We start from the raw sequence: 22,409 nt of genomic DNA on the forward strand, positions 1-22,409 counted from the left end.
ATTTACAATTTCTAGTATAATACTAAGCTAGGTCAATTAACTTAACGTCGGGAATATCATTTAAAATATATTCTCCATAGGCAGAACCTGGTGATTGGTAACCAATTTTGAAATCATCACTTAATATACGATTTGCGACTGCTATCACAGAAAGTGGTGTAAGTTCATAACCCGATGGAGTATCAAGATATGCTTTCACTACTTCACCGTCTCTTCCTATAATCTCTGCCGTTATTCCATTTCGTCCTGCTGCTCGTTCTTCTTTTGTTGGACCGTCCGGAAGATTTTCAGATGTTAACTCCGGTAAATCCATAGCAGGTAGTTTTAAAGAGAAATATTCTTCGATATTGGGAATACCTGTAGTTTTATAACTCAGGATAATTCCTCCCAAAGAAGTCGGTATACATGCTACATCTTCATCGCCAAATGAAAATATCCTAGATCTAGGATCTGGATTCTTAATAATTACACCGTTTTTACGAACTAATATACCCAAATCTGCAATGTTTTTGCTACTTAAAATTGACCCTTTGGAGAATCCACCATAGTGACGAAAACCGACACTCAAGTATTCGGGCTCGATTACTAATTTAGATAAATGGGCAACAATCGCATCATAGCTTACAAAAAGACCTGCCCCGGATATGAGTTGGATTCCTGCTGCTTTAGCTCTGTCATCAAACGACTCTGCCAAAAGATAAGATTCTAATTCCGCACTGATATCCAAATAGTGGACAGCAGCTTTCAAGCATGCTTCCATTGCTTGTCTGGCTGTGGAGGCATATGGTCCAGCAGCATTGATCAAGACCTGTTTATCAGCCAACGCAATCTGCCAGGAGCTCTTATCATGTACTTCAAAAACATGGTATCCAACATTTAGTTCATTCGATAAAAAACGAATTTTGCTCTTGTCACGTCCAGCTATTTCAAAATCAATATTTAATTCTCTTGCTCTAGCTGCAATGATTTTACCAGTATATCCTGTAGCTCCATAAAGGAGCATTTTTTTCTTTTGGGTCATGTCTAATTCTTTTAAAATATTATTATGAAAACGAAATACAGGGAAAGATTACGTTATATCATTTCTACTATATTTCATACTTTTAATGCTGATTATACAACTGGAAACGTACCCCCATCGACCAAGATATTTGCTCCGGTAATGTAACCAGCACCGTCTGATACCAAAAAATCAACCGTATGAGCAATTTCTTCAGGTTCTGCCAATCTGTTCATAGGTACCCCACCAAGGCCAGCCATTACCTGTTGTTCTGCTTCCGTTTTGGTTTTTCCTATAGAACTTGCGTAGCTTTCCAAAAAAGATTCCATAGCTTCTGTCCTGACCATTCCAGGAGAAACCGTATTTACCCGGATACCTTCTTTGGAAACTTCGTTAGCAAGCGTTTTACTATAAGCATTTAAAGCGGACTTCATCACTCCGTAGGAAAAATTGGATTCGTGCAAAGGAATCTTTCCGTTTATTGAAGAAATATGAATAACAACACCAGATTTCTTTTCCATCATCTGAGACACAATAACTTTATCTAGTCTTATAGCGGCCATCAGATTGAGCTCGATATCTCTATTCCAATCTTCATCACTAAGCATCTTAAAGCCTCCAGCTGGAGACGAAGTACCTCCAACATTATTAATCAAGATATCCGGTATACCATATTCCGCTATTATTTTGGATGATAGCGCAGCTATATCGCTATTATTTGTTAAGTCTGCAGCTATAAAATGATGTTTAATGTCTGTATCGGGTGATTTCCTTGCTGTAACAACAACTAATGCACCATTAGAAGCCAACTTGTCTGCAATGGCTTTTCCAATACCTTTTGTTCCTCCGGTTACTAAAGCTACTTTACCAGATAGTGTTTCTGTTTTTTTCATGATTGATTATTTATTAATATTGAAACATTTGTTTCAGATATGGGTAAAAAAATTATGCTTGTTTTATCACAGGATCACGCAGAATAGTCTGTAGGTGTTGTTGGCTCTGTCCTTGTTCAAAATTTGTTAGATGAATTTCATGATGCATCCCTGATTTTTTTAAACCTTTATCCGAAGCAAATTGCTGAAGCACGGGTAGTGTTTGCAGTTCTTCGGCAAAAGGACCTAAATGAAGAATCTGGACGCATGTTCCAGCGGTATAGTTAAAAAGTTCAAAATCCTCGACCATAAAGATATCTTTTCTATTGCGTGCTATTTCAACAATATTTTCCGCAGTAATATAATCTGGGATTCGAATAGCAATACGATAATGAAGTAAGCTTAGATCAAGAGTAGTATAGAAATTTCCAATATTTACATCTGCCCTCTCTTCTTCATCAAACCAGTAAAATATTTCCACTATACGGCTAGTAAATGAACAGGCTGTTAAAGCATATTTGAGCTCTAATGCATGAACAAATTCTTTGATTGCCTGTTTTTTTTGATAAAAGACAGCGGTACCGGGACTTCCCTGTCCTCGAACTGAAACGTAGCTAGCCTGCCCTATTTCCACTATTTCAGGCTTTTCAGATGCCGTAAAATAAGTACTGTATTTTTTTGATATATTCATAATTGTAAAACAATTGTTTCAGATTAAAACAAATAAAATTATTGACTTATTTGTTTGATTAAGAATGTTGCCATATTTTTGATTCGTGTTTTGTCCTTATGGATAATAAATGATTCATGCCAGCCGCTAAAATGATTTATAATATAATCCGTTAGCATTGCGGCATCTTGGTGTATCCTGATTTCTCCGCTATCAATTGCCTTTTTGACTAAGTTGTATAAAAGATTATAAGTAAAATCATTATCCGCTTTTATAACTTTCTGTACCTGTTCATCATGCGTCGCAACTTCAAAAGTTGTTTTAATCGCCAGACAGCTATTCGGATCATTTGTTATCGCATACACTGAAGATTGAATAAATTTTTCAATTGCCTTCAGCGGTGATTTGATAATTTCTAACTGCTTTACTGCAGCTTTCATTCTAGATTCTGTATAATGTTTAATACTTCTTACAAAAAGTTCGTGTTTGTCACCGATAGTATTATAAAGACTACTACTATTGATACCCATCGCTTCAGTTAGATCTCTCATGGTAGTACCATTATACCCTTTTTTCCAAAAGACATCCATTGCCTTGGATACTGCTAACTGCTCATCAAATTCAATATTTCTTGCCATAATAGATTACAAAGATAATTATTTTCTGAAACATTCATTTCAGAAATTGTCTAATTATTATCATTTTGACAATCTTAGATTTTCTATTCTGCAGTTTTCCTCTATTTTTCAGTATTTATACGCTCAATGCTGTAAGCTTTTCTTATATGCAGAAGGAGAATAAGTGGTTTTCTTTTTAAAAAGCTTATTGAAGGACTGTGGTTGTTCAAAACCTAAACGATAGGCAATTTCAGCTATGGTTAAAGCGTCTTTTGCCAGATATTCTTTTGCTTTTTCAATCACTTTTTCATGGATAAATTGTTGCGTGTTTAATCCGATCAGGTTTCGCAACAGATCACTCAGGTAGCGCGGGCTAACATTCATTTTCTGTGCTATATCTTTAACTGATGGTAATCCTATAATCACTGACCTGTCCTCATTAAAGTAGTCTTGCAACTGCAATTCTAATCGACTTAGAATATCATTGTTAATTACTTTTCTCGTCAGAAACTGACGATCATAGAAACGATTGGCATAATTGAGCAATAATTCAATCTGAGAAATAATAACATCTTGACTGAATTTATCAATACGTTCATTCAGTTCATCTTGTATAAATGAATAAATGTCAAGAATCGTTACCTTCTCTTTTTCAGATAGATATAATGCTTCAGCAGCTGCGTAGCTAAAATATCCATACTGTTTAATATTCGAATTTAGCGCATAGTGGGTTAATAAATCCGGATGAAAATGCAGGGTCATACCTTCATAATTAGCTTCTTCATCTTGCATCTTCAATAATTGTCCAGGAGCGATGAAAGACATACCTCCTTCTTCAAAATCGTAGTAGCCTTGACCGTACTTCAGTTTTCCAGAAAAACTGGTTTTGAATGAGATTTTATAAAAGTTCAGAATAATACCCTGTTCGAAATCCTTTGGATCAAACTGTGCATCACCATAGTTCATGATACTGACAAGAGGATGCGAAGGAACCGGTTGGCCCATGGCTTTATGTAACTGAGATAAAGAATTAAATACGACCGGCAGTTTTTTCATAAGACAAATTTAAGAAATTTATAAAAGTAAATCCTGTCCCAGTCCAAGGTATTGCTGAAACAGGAAAATACAGAACCTGTTTAAAATATGAACTGGGAACGGATCTTTTCGAACTGACCCTCAGGCGTTAAATCAAGTCGCTCGTTATAAAGTTGGATCGCATCATCCCCAGCAATATAGCGCATCTGATCCTTCTCATCAATCGCCGCCTCATAGATCACCTCAGCAACAGCTGTTGCTTTTGAGTAATTTGCAACCTGATCTTCACTATAGCCTTCACTTACTTTCGATATTAATTCACTATATGCAGTATGCATCGCACCATGCAAAGATCTTCCTGCAAAGTCGGTTTGCATGCCCCCCGGAGCAACTACTTTTACTTTAATTCCAAACTGCGCCAATTCATATGCCAATCCCTCTGAAAATCCGTCAACTGCAAATTTAGTAGCATTGTAAATGGAACAGGTAGGATATCCTAATAAACCAAACGTACTGGTCACATTAATAAATGTGCCTCTTTTTCTTTCTCTAAAAGACGTAACAAAGGCTTTTGTTACGTGAATTACACCACCTAAGTTCGTCTGGATCTGCGTCTGGATCTGCTCATCTGTAAAAGCTTCTAATGGGCCGATGAGCCCATATCCGGCATTGTTCAAGACCACATCAATTTCATGGATTTTCAAGACCTCTGAGATAGTTTTTTTAATTTTTACCATATCCATAACGTCCAATTGCACGACAAATACATTCGGAAGTTCCGTTAATTCTTTTTCTTCTTCAGGTTTTCGCATCGTTGCAATTACCTTCCATCCATTCTTCTGAAATAATTTAGCAGCTGCTTTTCCTAATCCCGACGAAGCTCCCGTAATAAAAATTGTTTTTTGCATGGTCTTTTGTTTTAATTGTACCATACAAAATTGAACATTCCGTAATATCTTAAATTCGCCAAAAATCATAAATTGTTAGCCAAAATGACATCTTAGCATGTACGGTTTCATTTATGGGACATTTTATTTATCTGGAAGTAACTTTCAGATTCCTGAAAAATCCTTCAGTGCCTATATCGACAAAAAGCCCTAAAGATCCGGATTGATCAGCACCCATTTTTAGATCGCTTACAATTAAGTATGGTTGCTTCGAGCCATTAATAAATAATTTGGCTTGATTACCATTTACCTCAATCTTTAGTTTTATCCATTTATCAAGCGCTATTGGCGCATAAGATTCATATTGTCCCGGAGCGGTTGCTCTGGAATGTGTGAACTTAAAATTAGGATAAGAAAAATACTGAATGGTGCGGTTTCTTCTCAGCTGGTCGTCTGCTGTACTATTGGTAGGGCGTACGTAAATGCTTTCAAATTTTGAATCATCTTTATTGATACGGAAAGCAAGACCTATGAAACCTCTGGCGTGTGCTGGTGCATCAGGAAGCAAACGTGACAGCACATCCACCTCGATCACGCCATTTTTAAAATTGAAATCATTGATCTTAACATAAGTTGCTTCATCATCTTCTTTGACTGCGGCAGACTTCACTACCCGTACAGCTTTTTTACCGTTAATTTGTGTAATCGACATTGACGTCTGTACAGCAGTTAAACGATCCTCATCTAGCTTAATCTGCTGTGCCGTAGCTTTAGTCATCGAAAATACTGTAAAAACTAATATAAGCACAAATACCATGCGCTTAACAATAGGAGTTTTAATCTGCTGTGTTCTATTCTTTATCATATTTGAAACGTTGTTTTCGTTACGACAATGCATTAAGACACAAAATTAAATAGTTCTTACGGATACTACCCATAAACTAGTTTAAGAAATAATCTGAAACGAACTCAGATCTAATATGAAAAGATGACTATTTACCAACACTTTTTTTTCGGATCTTACTTAGAAATTCCGAAGTAATCCCTAAATAAGAAGCAATCTGTGTATTGGGTAAACGATTGATCAGATGTGGATATTGCTTTAAGAACGCCTCATAGCGGTCATCGGCTGTAGAGCTAATATTTTGTAATATCCGATTTTGGTAATCGATCAATTTCCGCTCGGTAATGATTCTAAAATTACGGTCGAATTTATGGTAATTGATATATAAGTAAAGCAGATCTTCATGCTTTATCTGGAGGACAGTTGAAGGTTCAATCGCTTCAATATACAATTTGCTGGGTGATTGGTCGTAAAAACTTTGAAAATCCGTTATCCAATCATCCTCAGCTGCAAACTGAAGATTATGCTCCCGGAAATTGGAATCAACGGCAAACATCCGAAAACATCCAGACACAACAAAAGAATAGTGCTGACAGACCTCACCCTCCTGTAATAAATATTGCTTACGCTTGATTACCCTCGATGTAAAAAGTCTTTCAATTTCTTCTTGTTCAGTATTATTAAGATGAAAAAATTGCTTAAAATGATCTATCAATCTAACAAATAGCTGTTCTGTATATGGCTGTTCCAATTAATTCGCATTTAGTATACGTAAATATATCATTTCTAGATGAACAACCTCCAGCATATTGCACTTACAATCATCTATCTGCTATATATTTTTTTGATAGTATAGTTCAAAGTCCTTGTAGACTGCATCTTTGACGAATCAATAATTTACCAAAATCTCTTTCGGTATTTATTGATTCATAAAAGGGACCATACTTTCCCACACTGCAGGAAAATTGGCAATAAATGCCGGGTGCGGTGCATTGGGTATAATACTTAACTGCGCATGTGGAATCATGTGGTACGCATCTAACACAGTATGAAGTGGTGCGTTCTGATCCTTCTCCCCTGCCATAATCAAAACTGGACAGGAAATCTTTTCGAAAATTGGACTTCCAATAGTTAAACCATTATAATAACGATTAACACTTTTTAGCCATTGTTCCGTTGTGTTGGGATTGGGTCTCAAAGCCAATTGCTGTTTCCAGAATTGCGTGTCCATAGCAGAAAGTCTTTCGAGGGTCATATCAAATGATCTGAATCCCTGTTTCCATTCTCCGGCACCAATCGCAATAAGCTTACTAATTTTTTCAGGATAATGCTTAGCAAAATAGTATCCGGTGTAAGCGCCATCACTAAAACCCAGTACTATTACTTTATCTTCGGTTACTTCCTGAATAACAGCAGCGACATCATCCGCTTTCTGCTCATAACTAGGAATAACCGAACCTGTTTCGGACTTACCATGCCCACGTGTAGCAATAGCAATAACCTGATAATTGCGCGATAAACTATCGATAAACTGACCCATTTCAAGAGCAGATCCAACAATCCCTCCATGTAAAACAACAATGGGTTTACCTTTTCCATAGAGCTCATAATAAATTTTAGCATCTCCAGACTGAACATAATGTCCCGCTACAGCATTATTTCCGTATGTGATCTGACTACTTGTACCTTCACCCTGCATAAAATAACGCATATCGTTTGCAACTTGTGCATAGGATGATCCCAGAAAGCATAGCGAAATGCAAGCTGTCAGAATAATATGTTTTAGAAATTTTCTATTCATTTTAGTTGTATTGTAGTTCCATTATTTAATAAAGTTGATATTATTGCGATCTGTGTATTTAAGCGTAAAAACACTATTTTGCAAGTCTAATTCCCGTAAACTGCCAACGCTGGCTTGCATGGAAAAAATTGCGGTAGGTATTTCGGCTATGCCCTTTGGGTGTCGCAAGAGATGCTCCGCGCAATACCATCTGATTGATCATAAATTTTCCATTGTACTCACCCACTGCACCGGCCTCTTTCTTGAATCCTGGATAAGGAAGATAAGCACTACCGGTCCATTCCCATCGCTGCCCCCAGTTAAAATGTTCTGATGCGATTTCCCATTCTGCTTCTGTAGGCAAACGAAATCCTTTCCAGGCAGCATAGGCAGAAGCCTCATAAAAATTGATATGGCAAACGGCTTCATCCATTTTAACTTCTTCCAGACCATTACAAGTATAGTTCATCCATTTTCCGTCTATAAAATGCCAGTATAAAGGAGCTGCGGTTTCGGTTTGCTTAACCCAGTCCCATCCCTCTGCATGCCAGTATCTAAAATCATGATAACCATTATCTTCCATGAATTCCCGATATTCCGCATTTGTAACAAGTGCACTGGCTATTTCAAAATCATTGAGATATACCTGATGCCGCCCCTTTTCATTGTCAAAACAGAAGCTTTCTTTATAAAATCCTATTTCATAAACTCCAGCATTAATTTTAATCATCGAAGCCGGATCTTGATTGGTTGGGTATAAATTAATTTCCTGACTATATGCTGGAAACAACGGATTATGGCCCAGTATAAATTTTATATCTGTTAACAAAAGTTCCTGATGCTGCTGTTCATGGTTGAGCCCCAATTCCACCAGATATTCCAAAGCAGCTGTCATACAATCACTTTCTAAAAATAATTGCATCTTGCTGTCTACATAAGTTCTGTACCGGTATATATCTTCAACAGAAGGACGACTCAAATTACCACGATCTGTCCGGATCACTCTGGCACCGATCGTTTCATAGTAACTATTGAATACAAAGTTATACTGAGGATCAAATGGTTTATAATCCGGAAAGTTTGGCTGCAGTATAAAGGTTTCAAAGAACCAGGTTGTATGTCCCAGATGCCACTTCGGTGGACTTACGTCGCCGATGGGCTGTACAACATAATCTTCAATTTGAAGCGGTGTACAAATAGAAACACTATGTTTGCGTACCGCTGAATACCGTGATTTTAGAGTTAATAAACGATCTGTCTTTCGTATTGTCATAATTACAAATGGATTAAAGTTAGATTACTTGCCAAACGGCATCTAAAAACCAATGGTTGTCATCCGTTATTTCACGCATACTTTTAAAACCAGTATCGTGAGCAAGTTGTTTGATTTCAGATGAAGAGAATTTCTGTGAAATTTCCATATGTATCAGCTCATCCCGATAAAATGATAGAGTATGCCCTTCAATTTGGACCATCTGATCATGGAGACTTATCAAAAAACTTCTACAGGCACCTGTCACAGGATCATAGGTTTGATAATGCTGAAATTGCTTTAGATCAAAATCAGCTCCAAGCTCACGATTTATACGCGACAAGAGATTGAGATTAAAAGCAGCAGTAATACCCGCTTTATCATTATAGGCTTCTAATATTGTATGTGGATTTTTCTTCAGGTCAAATCCAATTAAGATAATATCACCTTTAGCAAGCTTTCTATTTAGTTGTTTACAAAATTCATGCGCTTCTGCTAACTCCATATTACCAATATTACTGCCCAGAAAAAGAACAACCTTCTTACGTTTCGAAAGGCGTTGCGCCTCCTCAAGCATATCAAAGTATTCACCTTGTAGACAGGTAATTTTCAGTAAAGGCATTGCTCCTTTTAGCTTATTATCTAAAACCGTTAAGATATTTTTGGAAATATCGATCGGCATATAAGAAAAGTCGGCATTACTATCTATCAGATATTGCAACAGGTAGGATGACTTCGTGGCATCACCGGCACCAAGTTCAATCAGATCAAAAGGTTCTCCATGTGTTGAAATCGCTGCGGCGAGTTCGGCAGTCTTGCTACGGAATACATCCATTTCACATCTCGTCAGATAATATTCTGGCATATCCATGATACGCTGAAACAGCTTATCGCCAAAAGAATCATAAAAATATTTTGATGGAAGCCGTTTAGGATTACCCGTTAAGCCCGCGATAATTTCCGCCTGAAACTTTTCTTCGGCGCCTTTACCAGTAACATGATATTTATTTTGTATTGCACTAGATAACTCCATTTTCAAAAATTTTTAAATATTTAGACCAGTACAACTATTTTACCGCCACCTGCGTTACTTTCCATAAAAACATGCGCATCCACAATTTCTTCAAATTGAAAAACTCGTTTAATAACAGGAGCAATCAAACCCTTTTCAATATCATCAACAAACGTCTGAAAATGTTGACCGTCTACGCGAAACTGCCCACTGTCATAAATAGTTAAGTTTACCGTTGCTGGAATAAATTCCATTGGAGCAAAATCGGGTATAGACCATTCTTCAGAAAGCATCCCTGTCATACACACGGTTCCTCCTAGTTTAACGCATTGTAAAGAATCTTTTAAAGTCCCAGCACCAACGAGTTCCAGCTCCTTGTCAATTTCAGGTAGACCTTTAACTTTCATGGCTAAGTTCCCGTCATCGATCAGGACCAGGTCGGCACCATGATCCAAAAGAAATTTCTCTTTATCAGAGCTTCGTGTGGTAGATACCACATGCAGTCCATATGCCTTGGCAAGCTGAGCAGCAAGAAGCCCTACAGAGGAGGTTCCCCCACGGATTAAAAGCGTTTCTCCGCTTTGTATTTTAAGCGCAGCGTGTAAAGAACCATAAGCGGTCTGAAACATTTCTGGAAGTGCCCCAAGTAATTCCCATGGAAGCTTACTTTCAAATGGAGTAATAATGGACAACGGCAAAACTGCATATGTAGCATAGCTGCCATCAAAATCACGTCCCATACCCCCCATAAATGCCGCCACCTGTTGCCCCCTCCTTAATTGGCCGGAAGGATCATGTTCAACCTCTCCTACACATTCAATTCCTAACACACGTGGTAATAAAACATCGGGAGAGAGTCCTTTCCGCGTCATCAATTCAGAGCGGTTCAATCCAAAAGCCTTCACCTTTATTAAAACATGACCAGGATTTACCCCAGGTAAGGGTTGATCCACCTGTTTTAAATTTTCGGCAGCACCGGTCTGATATAAAACAATTGCCTTCATCCTACTCGAACTATATGATGTGACTTGTACTGTTATTGAAAATATAACGGTATATTTTCCAGCTACCTTCTTCTTTTCGCAACACAAATAAATCACGGGTCTGTTTCATCACAGCATCATTCGTAGCGCTTTCTTTCTTACTGGTTTTTGCTGTCGCCGATACAAATGCAAAATTTTCTTCCACCTCAATTTTTTCAATGGTGTATTCAATCTTAAAATCAGTTTTCCTAAGAAAATTTGATGATTTTTCGGGAGATAGGTCTTGTTTCGTTAATGTTTTAAAACCCTCGGGCATGAACAGCCCCTCTTCAGAATAGAACGCCGCAATTGATGCTGTCTGTGCATCATTGATTGCAAGGGCATATCCCTTTAATACTTCGGCGATTTGGTTTTCTATTTGGTTTTCCATAGCGGATATATTTATATTTAAACTCTAATAATACCGGATATGATTAATATCCGGGTTTTTTGTAAAGATCATCTAGGTGCGGAATTATCTCTTTGTTATAAACCTCCTGCATCCATTTATCTTCAGATACTTCATCAATTCTAATTGATACAGCAGCATCTGGTTTTCCTGTAACACTAATGATTACTTTTGTAATCTCTGCGGCAAGTTTTACTTTTTGTTCCTCCGAATCTGCAGGATACATTTTAACAACTACGTGTGGCATATATATTTTCTTTTAAAGTTTTAATAAATCATTTATCAACTGTACTATTAAGATCGAAGCATGTAATATAGGTTCATCTCTCAGCTTCCGATCTACTTCTACAAAAGTGAGAACAAAAAAGAACCTAAACCCATAAACTAGTTTAAGAAATAACCTTAAACTAGTTCAAGAAGTTTTGTGCTTTCTTCATATAATTACAGGAGCAAGCAACAGACAAGCATGCTCCTGTAATTATCATTTCTTCCTCATTCTTCCCAGTAACCGACTGGTCACATAACTGACTACAGTCCCGACAACAGCCATTAAGGCAGTATGTAGCACATCACCAATAGAAAAGCTTGCCCAAATCGAACAGAGTGTCCCGCCTAAAGTACCGATGCGGATATCATTGCCTTTCATCCTTTACCTCCTTTTCTTTTTTAGGTAGGATCTGATCTGGTGGTGATTCCTCCGCTGCTTTTCTGTCTTTATCCTCTAGCACAGTCTCCACCACACCAAGACCCAGAGCAATGTATTTTATAATATTTAGTGCCTTTCCCGGCAATTTAATCGGCGCCAGCAATACTACCTGTAGTGCTCTGCTTATTTTTTGAATTATTTTTTTCATTTGTTTAATGTTAGAAGGTTAGAAAATAGTGAGTAAGTGAGTAAGTAAATTATAACTTCGTCACTGGTTACTCCAGAGAGCCGCAGGCTTAACCCAAAAGGCATAGTATTCCGACTGCGTAATTTCACCGATGAAGAGGCGTTAAAAATGAATTTCTGTCTGAGTGAAACGAGTTTAAATTCATTTAGCCTATTCAAGGTGAAATAGCATAAAGGAATGCAGCCTTGATGTTATGGATTAATGTTTATTTTTTCGGTATCCATGGTCTCCCTCCGGTCGGCTTTTGATTACTTTTTATCAAGAAAACTCTTGAAGAGACACTTGAGTACCTCGTTAAATCAAATCATTAACGAAAAAAGTAATTCGCCCTGTGCCAGCGACAGAGGCACAACAACAAGTAACTCACTTCTTCACTGGTCACTTCGTCACTGGTCACTGGTCACTGGTCACTCCGTCACTATTTAATCACCAAATAAACCTCTTCCCCTTTATCCCACATTTCGTAGACTAAAGCCTTTAATTTCGCCAATGCTTTTCCGCTGAAATCACCCTTACCTTCACCAGTCAATGTTGTGACCGGAGCAATACACCCTAGGAGCTCTTTAAGAGCATCATTTGCAGCATGAATCAGGATCGCTTCTCGTCCTAATACATGCGGAATACCGATCTGTTCCCCATGTTTTGGATAACGACACTTCTCCAGTTTGTACTGACCTATGGGGATACAGCTTATGCGGGGAATATTATTACGATCCGGCAGTTCGATGGTATGGCAGATGTGCTCGCCTTTGTATGTAATGGTTCCATTTGTTCCCTTAGCTCCATAAATCCGTTGGAGCAGCAGGATATGTTTTGTTTTCATTTTGTTGAATACCCTAAATATTGAGAACGGGAATATTTGCTTCCCGAACGGTCACTAGCCATGAGATATAGATGTAGGCCGTCGTCCTGAAAACCTTTTGGCAACTGAACGATTATCTTTCCTTCCTGTCGGTGCCAGATCTGCTGATTCACAAAAGCATAACCCTTGTCGAGCTGATAAGCACAAAGCGTAAGACAATCATCTCCAGCACTAAAGTCTGAAGGAAACCAGTTGTGCAGCACTTCTATACGATCAGTAGAACGTACGATTTGCTCTACCCGAATAGTCGCCAATGCACCCTCGCTTAACATGACCTCTGACGGATCAACCTGAGGCTTACCATCCGTTATTTTTATTGCGGAATGCAGCACATGCCCGAGCGCCAAAGCTGACGCAACCGATTTTTTACGTCTAGCCTTTTCGGCAAAACCTTTTTTGATCACCCCTTTCAGCGGAGTCAAAAAAGCAACAGCCATTTTAAATGCAGTCCTTACGCTCTCCTGAGCAGGACTAACGATTCTTTTTGCCATATTTTAAAATACCTTAGAAAAAAGGGTCAGACCGGATAGGCCTGACCCGGGGTTTTAATTAGTTAAGTAATACCTCTCCCAGATATACACTTTTTGATACTCTAGTTTTAGATCTATTGGTTAAAAACATCCAGGTATGTACGATACCTACTTGAAGATGTTCTGAAATAATAAAGCTGATCTCCCCACTTGCCCGAGTACTCGGAGCCGGTGAAGACATGAACTCATCTTTTTCAGGATGATATGCCAGCACGAAGACCATATCATCACCAAAAGTCTCAAAAGTATCATTGGCGGTCGGATCCCAGGTGAAAGTAAGCTCACCTGCGGCGTGCGCTACAGACACTGTGCCACCTCCATATAATCCGCCATCGGATATGCTGACCTTGGAGTAATCCAAGGCATAGGCCGGATACGTACCCGTAATGGCCTGCTTCAGATTAAACTGAAAAGCTGCATTGATCGGCGTTAAACGTTCCGTATTTTTACGTCCGAAACCGATTTTCAAAAACATATTGATGGGAAGCAGAAACCGCATCAATGTTCTGAATTTTTCCTGTTGCATCATCTGCAACTCTGAAGCGGGCTTTGATCTCTTTTTATAAAGTCCCTTGATATAGTTGATACTTTTCCAACTACTTCCTATTACTGAGCCGGCTTTACCTTTAAAACCTCCATTTGCTCCATTTACGATTGTTCCCATATTTTTTTTTAATTAAAATCAATCTCTTTTATACCGGTACTATCGATTGACATAACAAACATAAAACACTAAAAAACAATTACAAATAGATATGTAATGATAGACCGATACCTGACCGAAGAGCATCGGTATTTTGACCGATACGTTGCCGACTTGAACAAAACTTGAGGTTAAAACCACTGCAAAATTCACTTAAAAAATGAGACATCAACAGGTAATTAATTCCTAACCAATTCCACCATTTTATCGGCTCGGCCTCGGGTGCGCTTCGAGATTTCATGCATACCCGCCGATGAAATCCCGAAGCCAGGTCGAAGAAAACTGAAGTAAAAGCAGAAGTTGGTTATAAGAAAATAAGAATCATGTCACGCTGAAAGATGGGTACAATTTTCAAAAAATTCGTCCCCCAAAAAGAGAGACGAATTGCAAAATGTAGTTCAGAATAGCAAAAGATCGGGCGATCCTTTACGCTATCCACGGTAACTTTTCCGCAGACGCTCCACATCTACATCACGATAATAGCGTTTGTTTCGGGTGCGTTTGGCAACGCAGATATACCCGTCCCGTTGCAGACGGTAGAGCGTTTCTGTCGAAATACCCACGTAAGATTTGACATAGTCCGCATCTCGCAACAGCATGTTGTCCTCCTCCATCTGCTCACGAAGTTCAAGATAGCTGGCCAACTTACGCTTGGTAGCTAGGAGCTCCAACAAAATTAATTTTTGGGCATAGGAATACCCCGGGCTTACGAGAAAGCCCCTCAAATAGCGATTTTTACGCATAGTTATATATTTAGATTTATAAAAGAATAGGCCGTTTATTCCAATTTATCATAGCCGCTGATATTCGGTTTGCGACTCTTGCTGATCGGAAGTTCAGTCTCCGGACCCTCCGAAAGAATCAGCTTTTTATCCTGTACTTCAATTGCGAACCTGAAATTGACAATAAACCCACGGTGGATCCGTACAAAATAGGACTTGGGCATGATCTTTTCGATTCTGCCAATGGTAATACGCGCGGTGATCGTTTCGTCCCGGGTCACGATATCAACGTAATTATCAGCACTGGTAATATAGATGATATTTTTAAAATGAACAATCTTCGAGTAAACATTTTTCACTTCAAACAGGTAGTATTCCGGCTCATATTGCGTATAGATATTGACCGAAACATTCATGACCTTTAAGCAGCGCAAAAAGGAATTGGTGACATCAGCATATTTGGCCGGCTTCAGCAGATAATCGACCGCAGCTAATTTAAATCCATCCAGCGCAAATTCCGTATGGACACTGACCAAAACAAGCGCAGGCCGCTCCTTTTCCGGCAATAAGGTATACAGCTCCAGGCCTGAAATATTCGGCATTTCAATATCCAGGAATAAGATATCCGGCTTATTTTTAAGCAGGTACTTTGCTCCTTGTACGCCATCATAAAAGACCTCAATATGACCTACATCATCAATTTCTTTTAGATGTTGTACTAAGCTGTCGGCATCCGCTTTATTGTCATCAATGACTACAATGGTATATTTAGGCATGAGCTATTAAAAAAATGATAATTTGACAATAAAATAGGTGTTTTTCTCGATGGTATATTGCAGCTCTACACGATCGTTTTTACACGATTCATAGAGTCTGTTCACCAGTCTCAGCCCATTACCAGTCCCTCTTTTTATACTTGTGGTGTGCATCCTGTTCCTGATTTCCAACACAAGCTTATCAGGTTGATTGATCCAGGTGAGCGTAATCGGATTATTTGCGCCATCTATGCTGTAGGCTACAGCATTTTCAATCCACGTCACCAGTGAAAGTGATGGCACGGAGCGATTCCAGATCTGTTGCGATACATGTTCCTCCCCATTAATTTCAAAATGGCGATCATGACACAAAGCAACCATGCGTTTTACAAAATACCATTCCTCTTCCAATGCTACTCTTACATTTTGCGCTACCAACTTGTTGCTTATCGATTGAAAGAAATCCAGGACCTCCACATCTACCTCCTTTTTTCCTTTAGATGCCAATTGGTATAGCCGACGTAAAAAATGGCCCGACAGCAAACTGCTATCCGCCCGGTCCCTCATCATACGTTCGAGACGCGTACTTTGAATTTTAATTTTTAACCATTTAAAGACGAAATAGTCTACAACGATCAACAGTAAAATATAGAATAAACCCTGACTGATTTTATTTAATAATATCCCCTGATGATTATTCTGCCAAGCAGAATAAAAAACTACCTTTATTGTAGGTAGTAGCGTGTAATAATAAGATTTGACGATCCAAAAACTGCCTAAAACTAATGCAGCACAAAGAACCAACCAACCGAGCTGTCTTAAACGAAAGCGCACACTTAAATGAAACAGCGCATAGCATATACAGAAATACACGAGGTATGGCGCTACAAATAGTGGAAAAACATAAATTGGTTGGCCTGTGAATGTACCGATATTGCGTATGTAAATCACCATTAAAAAAATGGACATAACCAGCAAACAGCGATAATATAAATTATAAAGATATGTTGTGTTTTTAATACGTGTATACATTACGATAAAAAGGTTTAAGGTTAACCTAAATTACAAAATATTATTTATTCTTACAAACCACTTCAAAAAAGCCTTTAGTAGCTATATCAAATAGATAAGCTTTATGCCCCAAAGTAAAAGGCATTAACCAACCGCCGGTGCTGTTGATACAAGCAGCTTTATTTTGCTTTTTAACCACTGTATACCGATGCAACAGTGTCCAATTTTCCCAAGCGGTCCAGTCGTCAGCTATCATGTCCTGAAAAGTTTGCTGTAATACCTCAAACGCTTTTAATAAGGCATCCTGTCGATTTTTATCTGCGGTGCTGAGCACTATTTGAGGCATCCGCATTTGCCATGATTGTTGGTCACCTTGTTGTCTCACTTCCATATGCGCGACAGATACCGAGATGCCAAGACGTTGGGCTAACTTTAGTATATTAGTTCGCCAATAGAAATAATGTGCACCAAATACTATCCTCAGCTTTCCCTCCCGATCCTTGTCAGCATTATTTGCCAGGGACTCATGAGCATCTAAAAATACTACGACCATCCGCTTGGTCTCTACAGCGTGACAAAGCTTGCGCAGTACCATTGGATTTTGGGCATCCAAACACTCAAAACAATCTTTAGACAGACCCATGCTGGCCAGCTCTCGCCGGTTATCAGTTTCTTCACGTAGCAGCACATCTGCAGATACTAAAAGCGTCACTTTGTAACCCATAGCCAACAGGTATCGTGGTACTAAGCGATACGGTCCATAATGAAAGGTGAGCATGATCCCTGCTTTTAGATCTACACGTGGAGCTCTGTCCAGATCTTCCTTTAATAGACCAAGATCCATTTTAGCATACAGCTTTTGGAACGCTTGTTTGTGACAAAGCCATTGGTTATAACCCTGTTGCAAATCCATTGCAGATCTGTCCGGGAAGAAGCTATGTACATTGCCCAGCCACAGCAGACGTTTCAAATTATTTTTTTCTTGTTCCTTCATATCTCGAGATTAAAAACCGATCCACCTATAGCGGCAGATGGATCGATTAGTGAAAAGTTCAATTCTTTAAATTGATACCGGCCAGCATTTATCATCATCGATATCCCCTAGTATAGGTTCTTTATCCAGCAGGTCGAAGAAGGTGTAACCTTCCAATAAAATTTCATCACTAGTTTGCATGTCATTTTTCATAATTTTTAAATTTTGTAGTAAACATTAATTCATCAGCTGATATCCAAAAATGCAGAAGATTTTGGTGAATATGGATTTGAGGGAAACATAGTTGATTGGCCACTGTGAATGGTTGCAGTCACTATAAAGCGCACTTGAAGCAACTATTCATCCCTCGTATTGAAACATTCACCCCTCATATAGGCTAGTTTTCCCTGAATAGCCCTTTATAACAAAGCATTTTATATCTTACAGGTCTTTTTTAGCCAGAAAACCATTATAAAAATAAGCCATGAGGAAAAGTAAAGAAGAGATTTTAGCCAGTTTTTTAAAGGACATGCATTCAGAATGGGTATCTGCCATACCTGAACTAACGGATGTATTTGAGGAGATCCGCTTTGTAAAAGGCGAGCACCTGACCAACAATTGGGGGGAGCTTTACCTCATAGCCGAGGGTTTATTTGGAAAGTATGAAAAGACCTGTCCGGTACGGTATGCCATTAGTGGCGAATCGCTTATGATACCCTACCACAGGCATGACTATCAGTTTATCGCGCTGAGTGACTGCCGGACTTTCATGACTACACGGAAACAGTTGTATACGATCAATTCGAAAAACCCAAAGCTTTTCCCGATCTACGCCAGCCTTATGGACAAACAGCAACAATATCTCGATTATCGGGCAAAATTGCTTTCATTGCCCAATCCCGAAAAATATGACTTTGTGTTTGACAAATATCCGAACATACGCCAATATATCAAGCACAAAGAATTAGCCCGATTTATGGGGATCGGCGAAGAGCTGCTTCGCCGGATGCTTCGGGAAAGAGAATAACTTGTTAACCCATATGCAGGGTTTTCAAATTACAGCTTAAAGGTCGCAACAGTTTATCTACCTGTTATGACCCTACGGTGTTCAGTACCCCATGCAGCAAGGCTCTCAATAATAGTTCTTAGCGTATTGCCATAGTCCGTAAGCTGATATACCACTGTTACAGGATGTGTATCCACAACTGTACGGCTCACCAGCTTGTTCATTTCCAGTTCTTTTAGCTCCTTACTGAGCATTTTGTTGGAAATGCCACTGACATCGTTCAAAATATCAGAGAATCTTCTCTTATTGTAATAACAGATAGCAGACATTATAGATATTTTCCATTTACCATTTAAAACATCCATTGTATCATGTACAGCCCTGATCTGATTTTTATTAATTTCTTCGGTGCAATTATATTCTTCCATAAGTTACCTAGTTACTCAAATGTTACTGTTACTTTTAGTTACCAAGTTACAAAAGTAAATAAAAACACAATACATTTGTTGCAGTAAATAAAACAATTTAGAAATGAATTTTAAAGATAAAAACGTTGTAATTACAGGCGGAACCACAGGAATTGGTTTCGCTACAGCTACTGCCTTTATCGAAGCTGGAGCAAATGTATGGATAACAGGAAGAAAAGAAGATAATCTACAGGCTGCTGCTCGTCAGATCGATAACCCGAGATTAACAACCGTCCTATCAGACACATCAAATCTTGAAGGAATCGCCGCTCTTGAAAAACTAGTAACGGAAAACAATATCAAGATTGACGTACTGTTTCTGAATGCCGGTATAGCAACCTTTGCTCCCATAGAGCAAGTTACAGAAGCTGACTTTGACGCTCAGTTCAATACCAATGTTAAGGGACATTTCTTCACCTTACAAAAACTGATTCCCCACCTTCAAACAGGGTCATCCGTTATCTTTACCTCTTCTACCGTTGCTACAGCGTCTAATTTAGAATCTTCAGTGTATTCCGCAACAAAAGGTGCATTAAATAAAATAGCGCAGATCGCAGCCAATGAGCTAGCATCTAAAAATATCCGTGTCAATGTGGTTAGTCCGGGACCTATTGAAACCCCTGGGCTGCAAAATGCGGTACCTCAAGAAGCGATGAATCATCTGGCGGCTGCCACTTCACTTCAGCGTATCGGAAAACCAGAAGAAATTGCAAACACAGTACTTTTTCTAGCTTCCGATAAAGCAAGCTTTATCAACGGAACCGAATTTTTAGTAGATGGTGGTTATATTACCTATGCCATGAAATAAAAATGAGATTGAAAATTTCACAACAAAGCCGCTGTATGTAAAAGTACAGCGGCTTTGTTGTGTATACCTCTGAAAAATATAATCATGTAACCAACATGTTAGAATGCAATTAATGCTTTCAAATGCAAAAAATATAGAAAAAACCCCCATTTATTGGGATTTAACACCCCGCATTTTGGGTTACAATTCCCAAAACATAGTGTCCAAATTCCCAAAATATAACAGTCAATGCTGCTGATATTTGTAATAGCAGATCGGATGAAATAATTAATTGTCCTGTAAAACACAAAAATAATTGTATCCATACCATTTTTTCCGATCTGCTCATGAAAAAAACAAATTATGAAACAGTACAAGAAAAAATTTGCACCCTTCCCCATAAATTGGATTATTGGGTTTCTAGGAAATCAATGTCCACTTCAAGGCAAAGCTTCGTTATGACAAGCTCGAAGCGCACAAAATAATAAGCTTATCAAATAACCAAATTTAAGAATTCAAAGCACTTAAGTGCATTACTAGTTATGATTACATTAAAAAACACGCGACTATTTGTCGCCACTTTATTTGCATTAATTGTTGGAGCATTTTACGTAGTAAATGCAATGGACAAACAAATCGAAACAGAAGAGCCTAAGTTGTCAACCACGTGGTACTTTCAGGGAAGCTCTCTAGCAGAAGCTGAGGATGCATCGAACTATTCGCAGACTCCTCATCCTAACTGTAACGTGGGTTCAGAATTACCATGTGAACTTCCAGTAGAAAATGCACCTGATGAAGAATCACTGCAAACCTTTTTAGACGGAAAATCGGGTTCCGATATTCGAGATATATATGCTGCCTCAAAGCGTAATTAATAATCTTATATAATTAGGGGCAAAACCCACGAGTTATCGTGGGTTTTGTTTTATTCCAGTCAGTAAAATAATATCTTCTGGAATTGCTAGAGCGTATCTCTTATCATTTGGTTTAAGTATAAACTCGATACCCCCAATAAAACGCCTCAAACTTATATTCTGTCCCTCTTTATTCAATCTTTTAATATCCATCCATCTAAGTCCACGCATCAAGAGTTCTTTCCGTCTTTCTTTTAAAATTACAGCAAGTGCCTCGTCTGCATTATTTATTTTACCTTCTATCAATGGATCATCAACATAGCCCACTTTCCATCTTTTAACCATTAACTCACGTAATGTAGCTAGAGCCTCTAGGTATTTGCTTTGTCTTGCTAATGATTCGGATTTTATAAGTAGGATTTCATTAGTAGAAACTCCACCGAACAAGGTCAAATTTCCACTATAACTACCTCTGAACCGAACGGTTCCATCATTATTTTTCTTAAAGTAAAGCTCTTTTCGGAGGTCACCTTCTTTATATTGACTATATAACTCATCAGAGATTCTAGCAATATCCGGTTGTAGTATATTCGTTGGCATACCGATTACCGAAAAGATAATACTTTCACCATTAAACTGGCTAAATGGGTATTCAGGTGCATTACTAATTTTATTGTAGTCTAACAAAATATTATAGTACTGCAGGCAAGAACTTGCGGCAACTTCTGCTTGGTCATACTTACGCATCCATAAATAAGTACGAGCTAAAAGTCCGAAAGCCGCGGGCTTGGAAGATCTGATCACATGCTTTGGGGTAATCGGTAATAAAATCGTTGCCTGCTCTAAATCACTTAAAATTGCATGGTATGTTTCCTTAACTGAACTACGTGTTGTCGGAATGTTAAAATCTGTTTTCTGCCTTATCGGAAGACCTAGATCGTTCTGGGCCGATTGCTCATCAAAGGCTGGAAGAAACAATGCCGCCAGCTGTAGCATAGATTTAGCTCGCAGATAATATGCTTGCCCTTTAATATCGTCATAGCTATTTCCATTAGCTGAATTCCGCTGAATTTCCTGTATACGTTCCAATACGGTATTTGCCGAGTATACCGAAGCATAGCTGTAAGTCCAACTATTGCTCCGGTCTTCAAAGATATAATCAGCCTCCCAAGTATACATTCTTCTATATTGTTCACTTGTCAATGACATATAATCCTTTTCAGCAAGATAATAGTCGTCACTGCTCACCTCTCCCTCTCCAGGATCTGAAAACACATTTCTTGAAGCATTATCTAAGATAGATTGTAGATCCATAAGCGTCGTAGGAACTACAAGCTTATTATCAGACTTCTCTTCCAATATTTTGTTGCAAGAATAAAAGCTAACGCATAGCATTAATGCGATTATCATTTTTAAGATATGTTTCATATTATCTTATTTTAATAG

General features: G+C 38.5%; 28 protein-coding genes. 3 read left to right on the forward strand and 25 right to left on the reverse strand.

From position 1 onward, the window contains the following. Nucleotides 1–22: 22 nt before the first annotated feature. The 23 genes from M2265_RS02760 to M2265_RS02870 form a co-directional block, all read right to left on the reverse strand. Complete coding sequence (locus tag M2265_RS02760) at nt 23–1,021, reverse strand: saccharopine dehydrogenase family protein (RefSeq protein WP_132767998.1); 999 nt, start codon at nt 1,019–1,021, stop codon at nt 23–25. A gap of 92 nt (nt 1,022–1,113) precedes the next feature. Beyond that, nucleotides 1,114–1,893 carry an SDR family oxidoreductase gene (locus M2265_RS02765; RefSeq protein WP_165905825.1) on the reverse strand — a complete coding sequence of 260 codons (780 nt, stop codon included), beginning with the start codon at nt 1,891–1,893 and terminating at the stop codon, nt 1,114–1,116. Nucleotides 1,894–1,945: 52 nt separating this feature from the next. Beyond that, nucleotides 1,946–2,563 (reverse strand): hypothetical protein, encoded by a 618-nt coding sequence (locus M2265_RS02770; protein WP_132767994.1) that lies wholly within the window; start codon nt 2,561–2,563, stop codon nt 1,946–1,948. A gap of 38 nt (nt 2,564–2,601) precedes the next feature. Next, entirely contained in the window at nt 2,602–3,180 is a 579-nt protein-coding gene (locus M2265_RS02775; protein ID WP_021191733.1) for a TetR/AcrR family transcriptional regulator, read from the reverse strand. A gap of 123 nt (nt 3,181–3,303) precedes the next feature. Then, entirely contained in the window at nt 3,304–4,215 is a 912-nt protein-coding gene (locus M2265_RS02780) for a helix-turn-helix domain-containing protein (RefSeq protein WP_132767992.1), read from the reverse strand. 80 nt (nt 4,216–4,295) lie between these two features. Further along, entirely contained in the window at nt 4,296–5,102 is an 807-nt protein-coding gene (locus M2265_RS02785) for an SDR family oxidoreductase (protein ID WP_132767990.1), read from the reverse strand. Between the two features lie 127 nt (nt 5,103–5,229). Then, nucleotides 5,230–5,946 (reverse strand): hypothetical protein, encoded by a 717-nt coding sequence (locus M2265_RS02790; protein WP_206368262.1) that lies wholly within the window; start codon nt 5,944–5,946, stop codon nt 5,230–5,232. Between the two features lie 127 nt (nt 5,947–6,073). Continuing rightward, nucleotides 6,074–6,676 carry a Crp/Fnr family transcriptional regulator gene (locus M2265_RS02795; RefSeq protein WP_243655367.1) on the reverse strand — a complete coding sequence of 201 codons (603 nt, stop codon included), beginning with the start codon at nt 6,674–6,676 and terminating at the stop codon, nt 6,074–6,076. 168 nt (nt 6,677–6,844) lie between these two features. After that, nucleotides 6,845–7,726: an alpha/beta fold hydrolase gene (locus M2265_RS02800; RefSeq protein WP_132767989.1), complete on the reverse strand. Its 882-nt coding sequence runs from the start codon at nt 7,724–7,726 to the stop codon at nt 6,845–6,847. Between the two features lie 73 nt (nt 7,727–7,799). Further along, nucleotides 7,800–8,978 (reverse strand): ergothioneine biosynthesis protein EgtB, encoded by a 1,179-nt coding sequence (egtB, locus tag M2265_RS02805; RefSeq protein WP_132767987.1) that lies wholly within the window; start codon nt 8,976–8,978, stop codon nt 7,800–7,802. A gap of 19 nt (nt 8,979–8,997) precedes the next feature. Further along, the gene (gene egtD, locus M2265_RS02810; RefSeq protein ID WP_132767985.1) at nt 8,998–9,990 is read right to left on the reverse strand and encodes an L-histidine N(alpha)-methyltransferase; all 993 of its coding nucleotides are present in this window, start codon (nt 9,988–9,990) and stop codon (nt 8,998–9,000) included. 20 nt (nt 9,991–10,010) lie between these two features. After that, nucleotides 10,011–10,973, reverse strand: a complete 963-nt coding sequence (locus M2265_RS02815) for a zinc-binding alcohol dehydrogenase family protein (protein WP_132768945.1) — start codon at nt 10,971–10,973, stop codon at nt 10,011–10,013. A gap of 10 nt (nt 10,974–10,983) precedes the next feature. Next, entirely contained in the window at nt 10,984–11,382 is a 399-nt protein-coding gene (locus tag M2265_RS02820; protein WP_132767983.1) for a YybH family protein, read from the reverse strand. A gap of 43 nt (nt 11,383–11,425) precedes the next feature. Then, a complete protein-coding gene (locus M2265_RS02825; protein WP_132767981.1) occupies nt 11,426–11,647 on the reverse strand; it encodes a tautomerase family protein in 222 nt (73 codons plus the stop codon). Nucleotides 11,648–12,032: 385 nt separating this feature from the next. Further along, nucleotides 12,033–12,254 (reverse strand): hypothetical protein, encoded by a 222-nt coding sequence (locus M2265_RS02830; protein WP_132767979.1) that lies wholly within the window; start codon nt 12,252–12,254, stop codon nt 12,033–12,035. A gap of 457 nt (nt 12,255–12,711) precedes the next feature. Further along, entirely contained in the window at nt 12,712–13,116 is a 405-nt protein-coding gene (locus M2265_RS02835) for a DUF5675 family protein (RefSeq protein ID WP_132767977.1), read from the reverse strand. Beyond that, a complete protein-coding gene (locus M2265_RS02840; protein WP_132767975.1) occupies nt 13,113–13,646 on the reverse strand; it encodes a DUF6266 family protein in 534 nt (177 codons plus the stop codon). Before M2265_RS02840 ends, M2265_RS02835 begins: the two co-directional genes overlap by 4 nt. 58 nt (nt 13,647–13,704) lie before the next feature. Then, nucleotides 13,705–14,349, reverse strand: coding sequence for a DUF6266 family protein (locus tag M2265_RS02845; RefSeq protein WP_132767973.1), 645 nt, complete (start codon nt 14,347–14,349; stop codon nt 13,705–13,707). 79 nt (nt 14,350–14,428) lie between these two features. Then, nucleotides 14,429–14,629, reverse strand: coding sequence for a hypothetical protein (locus M2265_RS02850; protein WP_132767971.1), 201 nt, complete (start codon nt 14,627–14,629; stop codon nt 14,429–14,431). 190 nt (nt 14,630–14,819) lie between these two features. Further along, complete coding sequence (locus M2265_RS02855) at nt 14,820–15,131, reverse strand: MerR family transcriptional regulator (protein WP_132767969.1); 312 nt, start codon at nt 15,129–15,131, stop codon at nt 14,820–14,822. A 35-nt stretch (nt 15,132–15,166) separates the two neighbouring features. Then, entirely contained in the window at nt 15,167–15,886 is a 720-nt protein-coding gene (locus tag M2265_RS02860) for a LytR/AlgR family response regulator transcription factor (protein ID WP_132767967.1), read from the reverse strand. Between the two features lie 6 nt (nt 15,887–15,892). Continuing rightward, nucleotides 15,893–16,834, reverse strand: a complete 942-nt coding sequence (locus tag M2265_RS02865; RefSeq protein WP_132767965.1) for a hypothetical protein — start codon at nt 16,832–16,834, stop codon at nt 15,893–15,895. 103 nt (nt 16,835–16,937) lie between these two features. Continuing rightward, nucleotides 16,938–17,789, reverse strand: coding sequence for a hypothetical protein (locus M2265_RS02870; protein WP_132767963.1), 852 nt, complete (start codon nt 17,787–17,789; stop codon nt 16,938–16,940). A gap of 544 nt (nt 17,790–18,333) precedes the next feature. On the opposite strand from M2265_RS02870, the gene M2265_RS02875 reads away from it, so the two are divergent. Further along, nucleotides 18,334–18,876 carry a hypothetical protein gene (locus M2265_RS02875; protein WP_132767962.1) on the forward strand — a complete coding sequence of 181 codons (543 nt, stop codon included), beginning with the start codon at nt 18,334–18,336 and terminating at the stop codon, nt 18,874–18,876. 53 nt (nt 18,877–18,929) lie between these two features. On the opposite strand, the gene M2265_RS02880 is transcribed toward M2265_RS02875, so the two are convergent. After that, complete coding sequence (locus M2265_RS02880; RefSeq protein ID WP_132767960.1) at nt 18,930–19,283, reverse strand: winged helix-turn-helix transcriptional regulator; 354 nt, start codon at nt 19,281–19,283, stop codon at nt 18,930–18,932. Between the two features lie 103 nt (nt 19,284–19,386). Between M2265_RS02880 and M2265_RS02885 the strand changes: the two genes are divergently transcribed. Together M2265_RS02885 and M2265_RS02890 are read left to right on the forward strand one after the other, a co-directional pair. Next, a complete protein-coding gene (locus M2265_RS02885; protein ID WP_132767958.1) occupies nt 19,387–20,130 on the forward strand; it encodes an SDR family NAD(P)-dependent oxidoreductase in 744 nt (247 codons plus the stop codon). Nucleotides 20,131–20,732: 602 nt separating this feature from the next. Beyond that, entirely contained in the window at nt 20,733–20,984 is a 252-nt protein-coding gene (locus tag M2265_RS02890) for a hypothetical protein (RefSeq protein WP_132767957.1), read from the forward strand. A gap of 33 nt (nt 20,985–21,017) precedes the next feature. Here the strand turns inward: M2265_RS02890 and M2265_RS02895 are convergent, their stop codons facing one another. Then, nucleotides 21,018–22,391 (reverse strand): RagB/SusD family nutrient uptake outer membrane protein, encoded by a 1,374-nt coding sequence (locus tag M2265_RS02895; protein ID WP_132767955.1) that lies wholly within the window; start codon nt 22,389–22,391, stop codon nt 21,018–21,020. Nucleotides 22,392–22,409 lie beyond the last annotated feature (18 nt).

Source organism: Sphingobacterium kitahiroshimense, assembly GCF_025961315.1.
GTDB lineage: Bacteria > Bacteroidota > Bacteroidia > Sphingobacteriales > Sphingobacteriaceae > Sphingobacterium > Sphingobacterium anhuiense.

Excerpts from the sequence above, each read along its gene's own strand:
- M2265_RS02780 (WP_132767992.1), bottom strand. The coding sequence starts at position 4,215 with ATGAAAAAACTGCCGGTCGTATTTAATTCTTTATCTCAGTTACATAAA.
- M2265_RS02840 (WP_132767975.1), bottom strand. The coding sequence starts at position 13,646 with ATGGCAAAAAGAATCGTTAGTCCTGCTCAGGAGAGCGTAAGGACTGCA.
- M2265_RS02815 (WP_132768945.1), bottom strand. The coding sequence starts at position 10,973 with ATGAAGGCAATTGTTTTATATCAGACCGGTGCTGCCGAAAATTTAAAA.
- M2265_RS02875 (WP_132767962.1), top strand. The coding sequence starts at position 18,334 with ATGAGGAAAAGTAAAGAAGAGATTTTAGCCAGTTTTTTAAAGGACATG.
- M2265_RS02895 (WP_132767955.1), bottom strand. The coding sequence starts at position 22,391 with ATGAAACATATCTTAAAAATGATAATCGCATTAATGCTATGCGTTAGC.
- M2265_RS02820 (WP_132767983.1), bottom strand. The coding sequence starts at position 11,382 with ATGGAAAACCAAATAGAAAACCAAATCGCCGAAGTATTAAAGGGATAT.
- M2265_RS02860 (WP_132767967.1), bottom strand. The coding sequence starts at position 15,886 with ATGCCTAAATATACCATTGTAGTCATTGATGACAATAAAGCGGATGCC.
- M2265_RS02855 (WP_132767969.1), bottom strand. The coding sequence starts at position 15,131 with ATGCGTAAAAATCGCTATTTGAGGGGCTTTCTCGTAAGCCCGGGGTAT.
- M2265_RS02775 (WP_021191733.1), bottom strand. The coding sequence starts at position 3,180 with ATGGCAAGAAATATTGAATTTGATGAGCAGTTAGCAGTATCCAAGGCA.
- M2265_RS02835 (WP_132767977.1), bottom strand. The coding sequence starts at position 13,116 with ATGAAAACAAAACATATCCTGCTGCTCCAACGGATTTATGGAGCTAAG.
- M2265_RS02885 (WP_132767958.1), top strand. The coding sequence starts at position 19,387 with ATGAATTTTAAAGATAAAAACGTTGTAATTACAGGCGGAACCACAGGA.
- M2265_RS02790 (WP_206368262.1), bottom strand. The coding sequence starts at position 5,946 with ATGATAAAGAATAGAACACAGCAGATTAAAACTCCTATTGTTAAGCGC.
- M2265_RS02890 (WP_132767957.1), top strand. The coding sequence starts at position 20,733 with ATGGACAAACAAATCGAAACAGAAGAGCCTAAGTTGTCAACCACGTGG.
- M2265_RS02870 (WP_132767963.1), bottom strand. The coding sequence starts at position 17,789 with ATGGATTTGCAACAGGGTTATAACCAATGGCTTTGTCACAAACAAGCG.
- M2265_RS02765 (WP_165905825.1), bottom strand. The coding sequence starts at position 1,893 with ATGAAAAAAACAGAAACACTATCTGGTAAAGTAGCTTTAGTAACCGGA.
- M2265_RS02785 (WP_132767990.1), bottom strand. The coding sequence starts at position 5,102 with ATGCAAAAAACAATTTTTATTACGGGAGCTTCGTCGGGATTAGGAAAA.
- M2265_RS02830 (WP_132767979.1), bottom strand. The coding sequence starts at position 12,254 with ATGAAAAAAATAATTCAAAAAATAAGCAGAGCACTACAGGTAGTATTG.
- egtB (WP_132767987.1), bottom strand. The coding sequence starts at position 8,978 with ATGACAATACGAAAGACAGATCGTTTATTAACTCTAAAATCACGGTAT.
- egtD (WP_132767985.1), bottom strand. The coding sequence starts at position 9,990 with ATGGAGTTATCTAGTGCAATACAAAATAAATATCATGTTACTGGTAAA.
- M2265_RS02850 (WP_132767971.1), bottom strand. The coding sequence starts at position 14,629 with ATGAAATCTCGAAGCGCACCCGAGGCCGAGCCGATAAAATGGTGGAAT.
- M2265_RS02825 (WP_132767981.1), bottom strand. The coding sequence starts at position 11,647 with ATGCCACACGTAGTTGTTAAAATGTATCCTGCAGATTCGGAGGAACAA.
- M2265_RS02845 (WP_132767973.1), bottom strand. The coding sequence starts at position 14,349 with ATGGGAACAATCGTAAATGGAGCAAATGGAGGTTTTAAAGGTAAAGCC.
- M2265_RS02800 (WP_132767989.1), bottom strand. The coding sequence starts at position 7,726 with ATGAATAGAAAATTTCTAAAACATATTATTCTGACAGCTTGCATTTCG.
- M2265_RS02770 (WP_132767994.1), bottom strand. The coding sequence starts at position 2,563 with ATGAATATATCAAAAAAATACAGTACTTATTTTACGGCATCTGAAAAG.
- M2265_RS02760 (WP_132767998.1), bottom strand. The coding sequence starts at position 1,021 with ATGACCCAAAAGAAAAAAATGCTCCTTTATGGAGCTACAGGATATACT.
- M2265_RS02880 (WP_132767960.1), bottom strand. The coding sequence starts at position 19,283 with ATGGAAGAATATAATTGCACCGAAGAAATTAATAAAAATCAGATCAGG.
- M2265_RS02865 (WP_132767965.1), bottom strand. The coding sequence starts at position 16,834 with ATGTCCATTTTTTTAATGGTGATTTACATACGCAATATCGGTACATTC.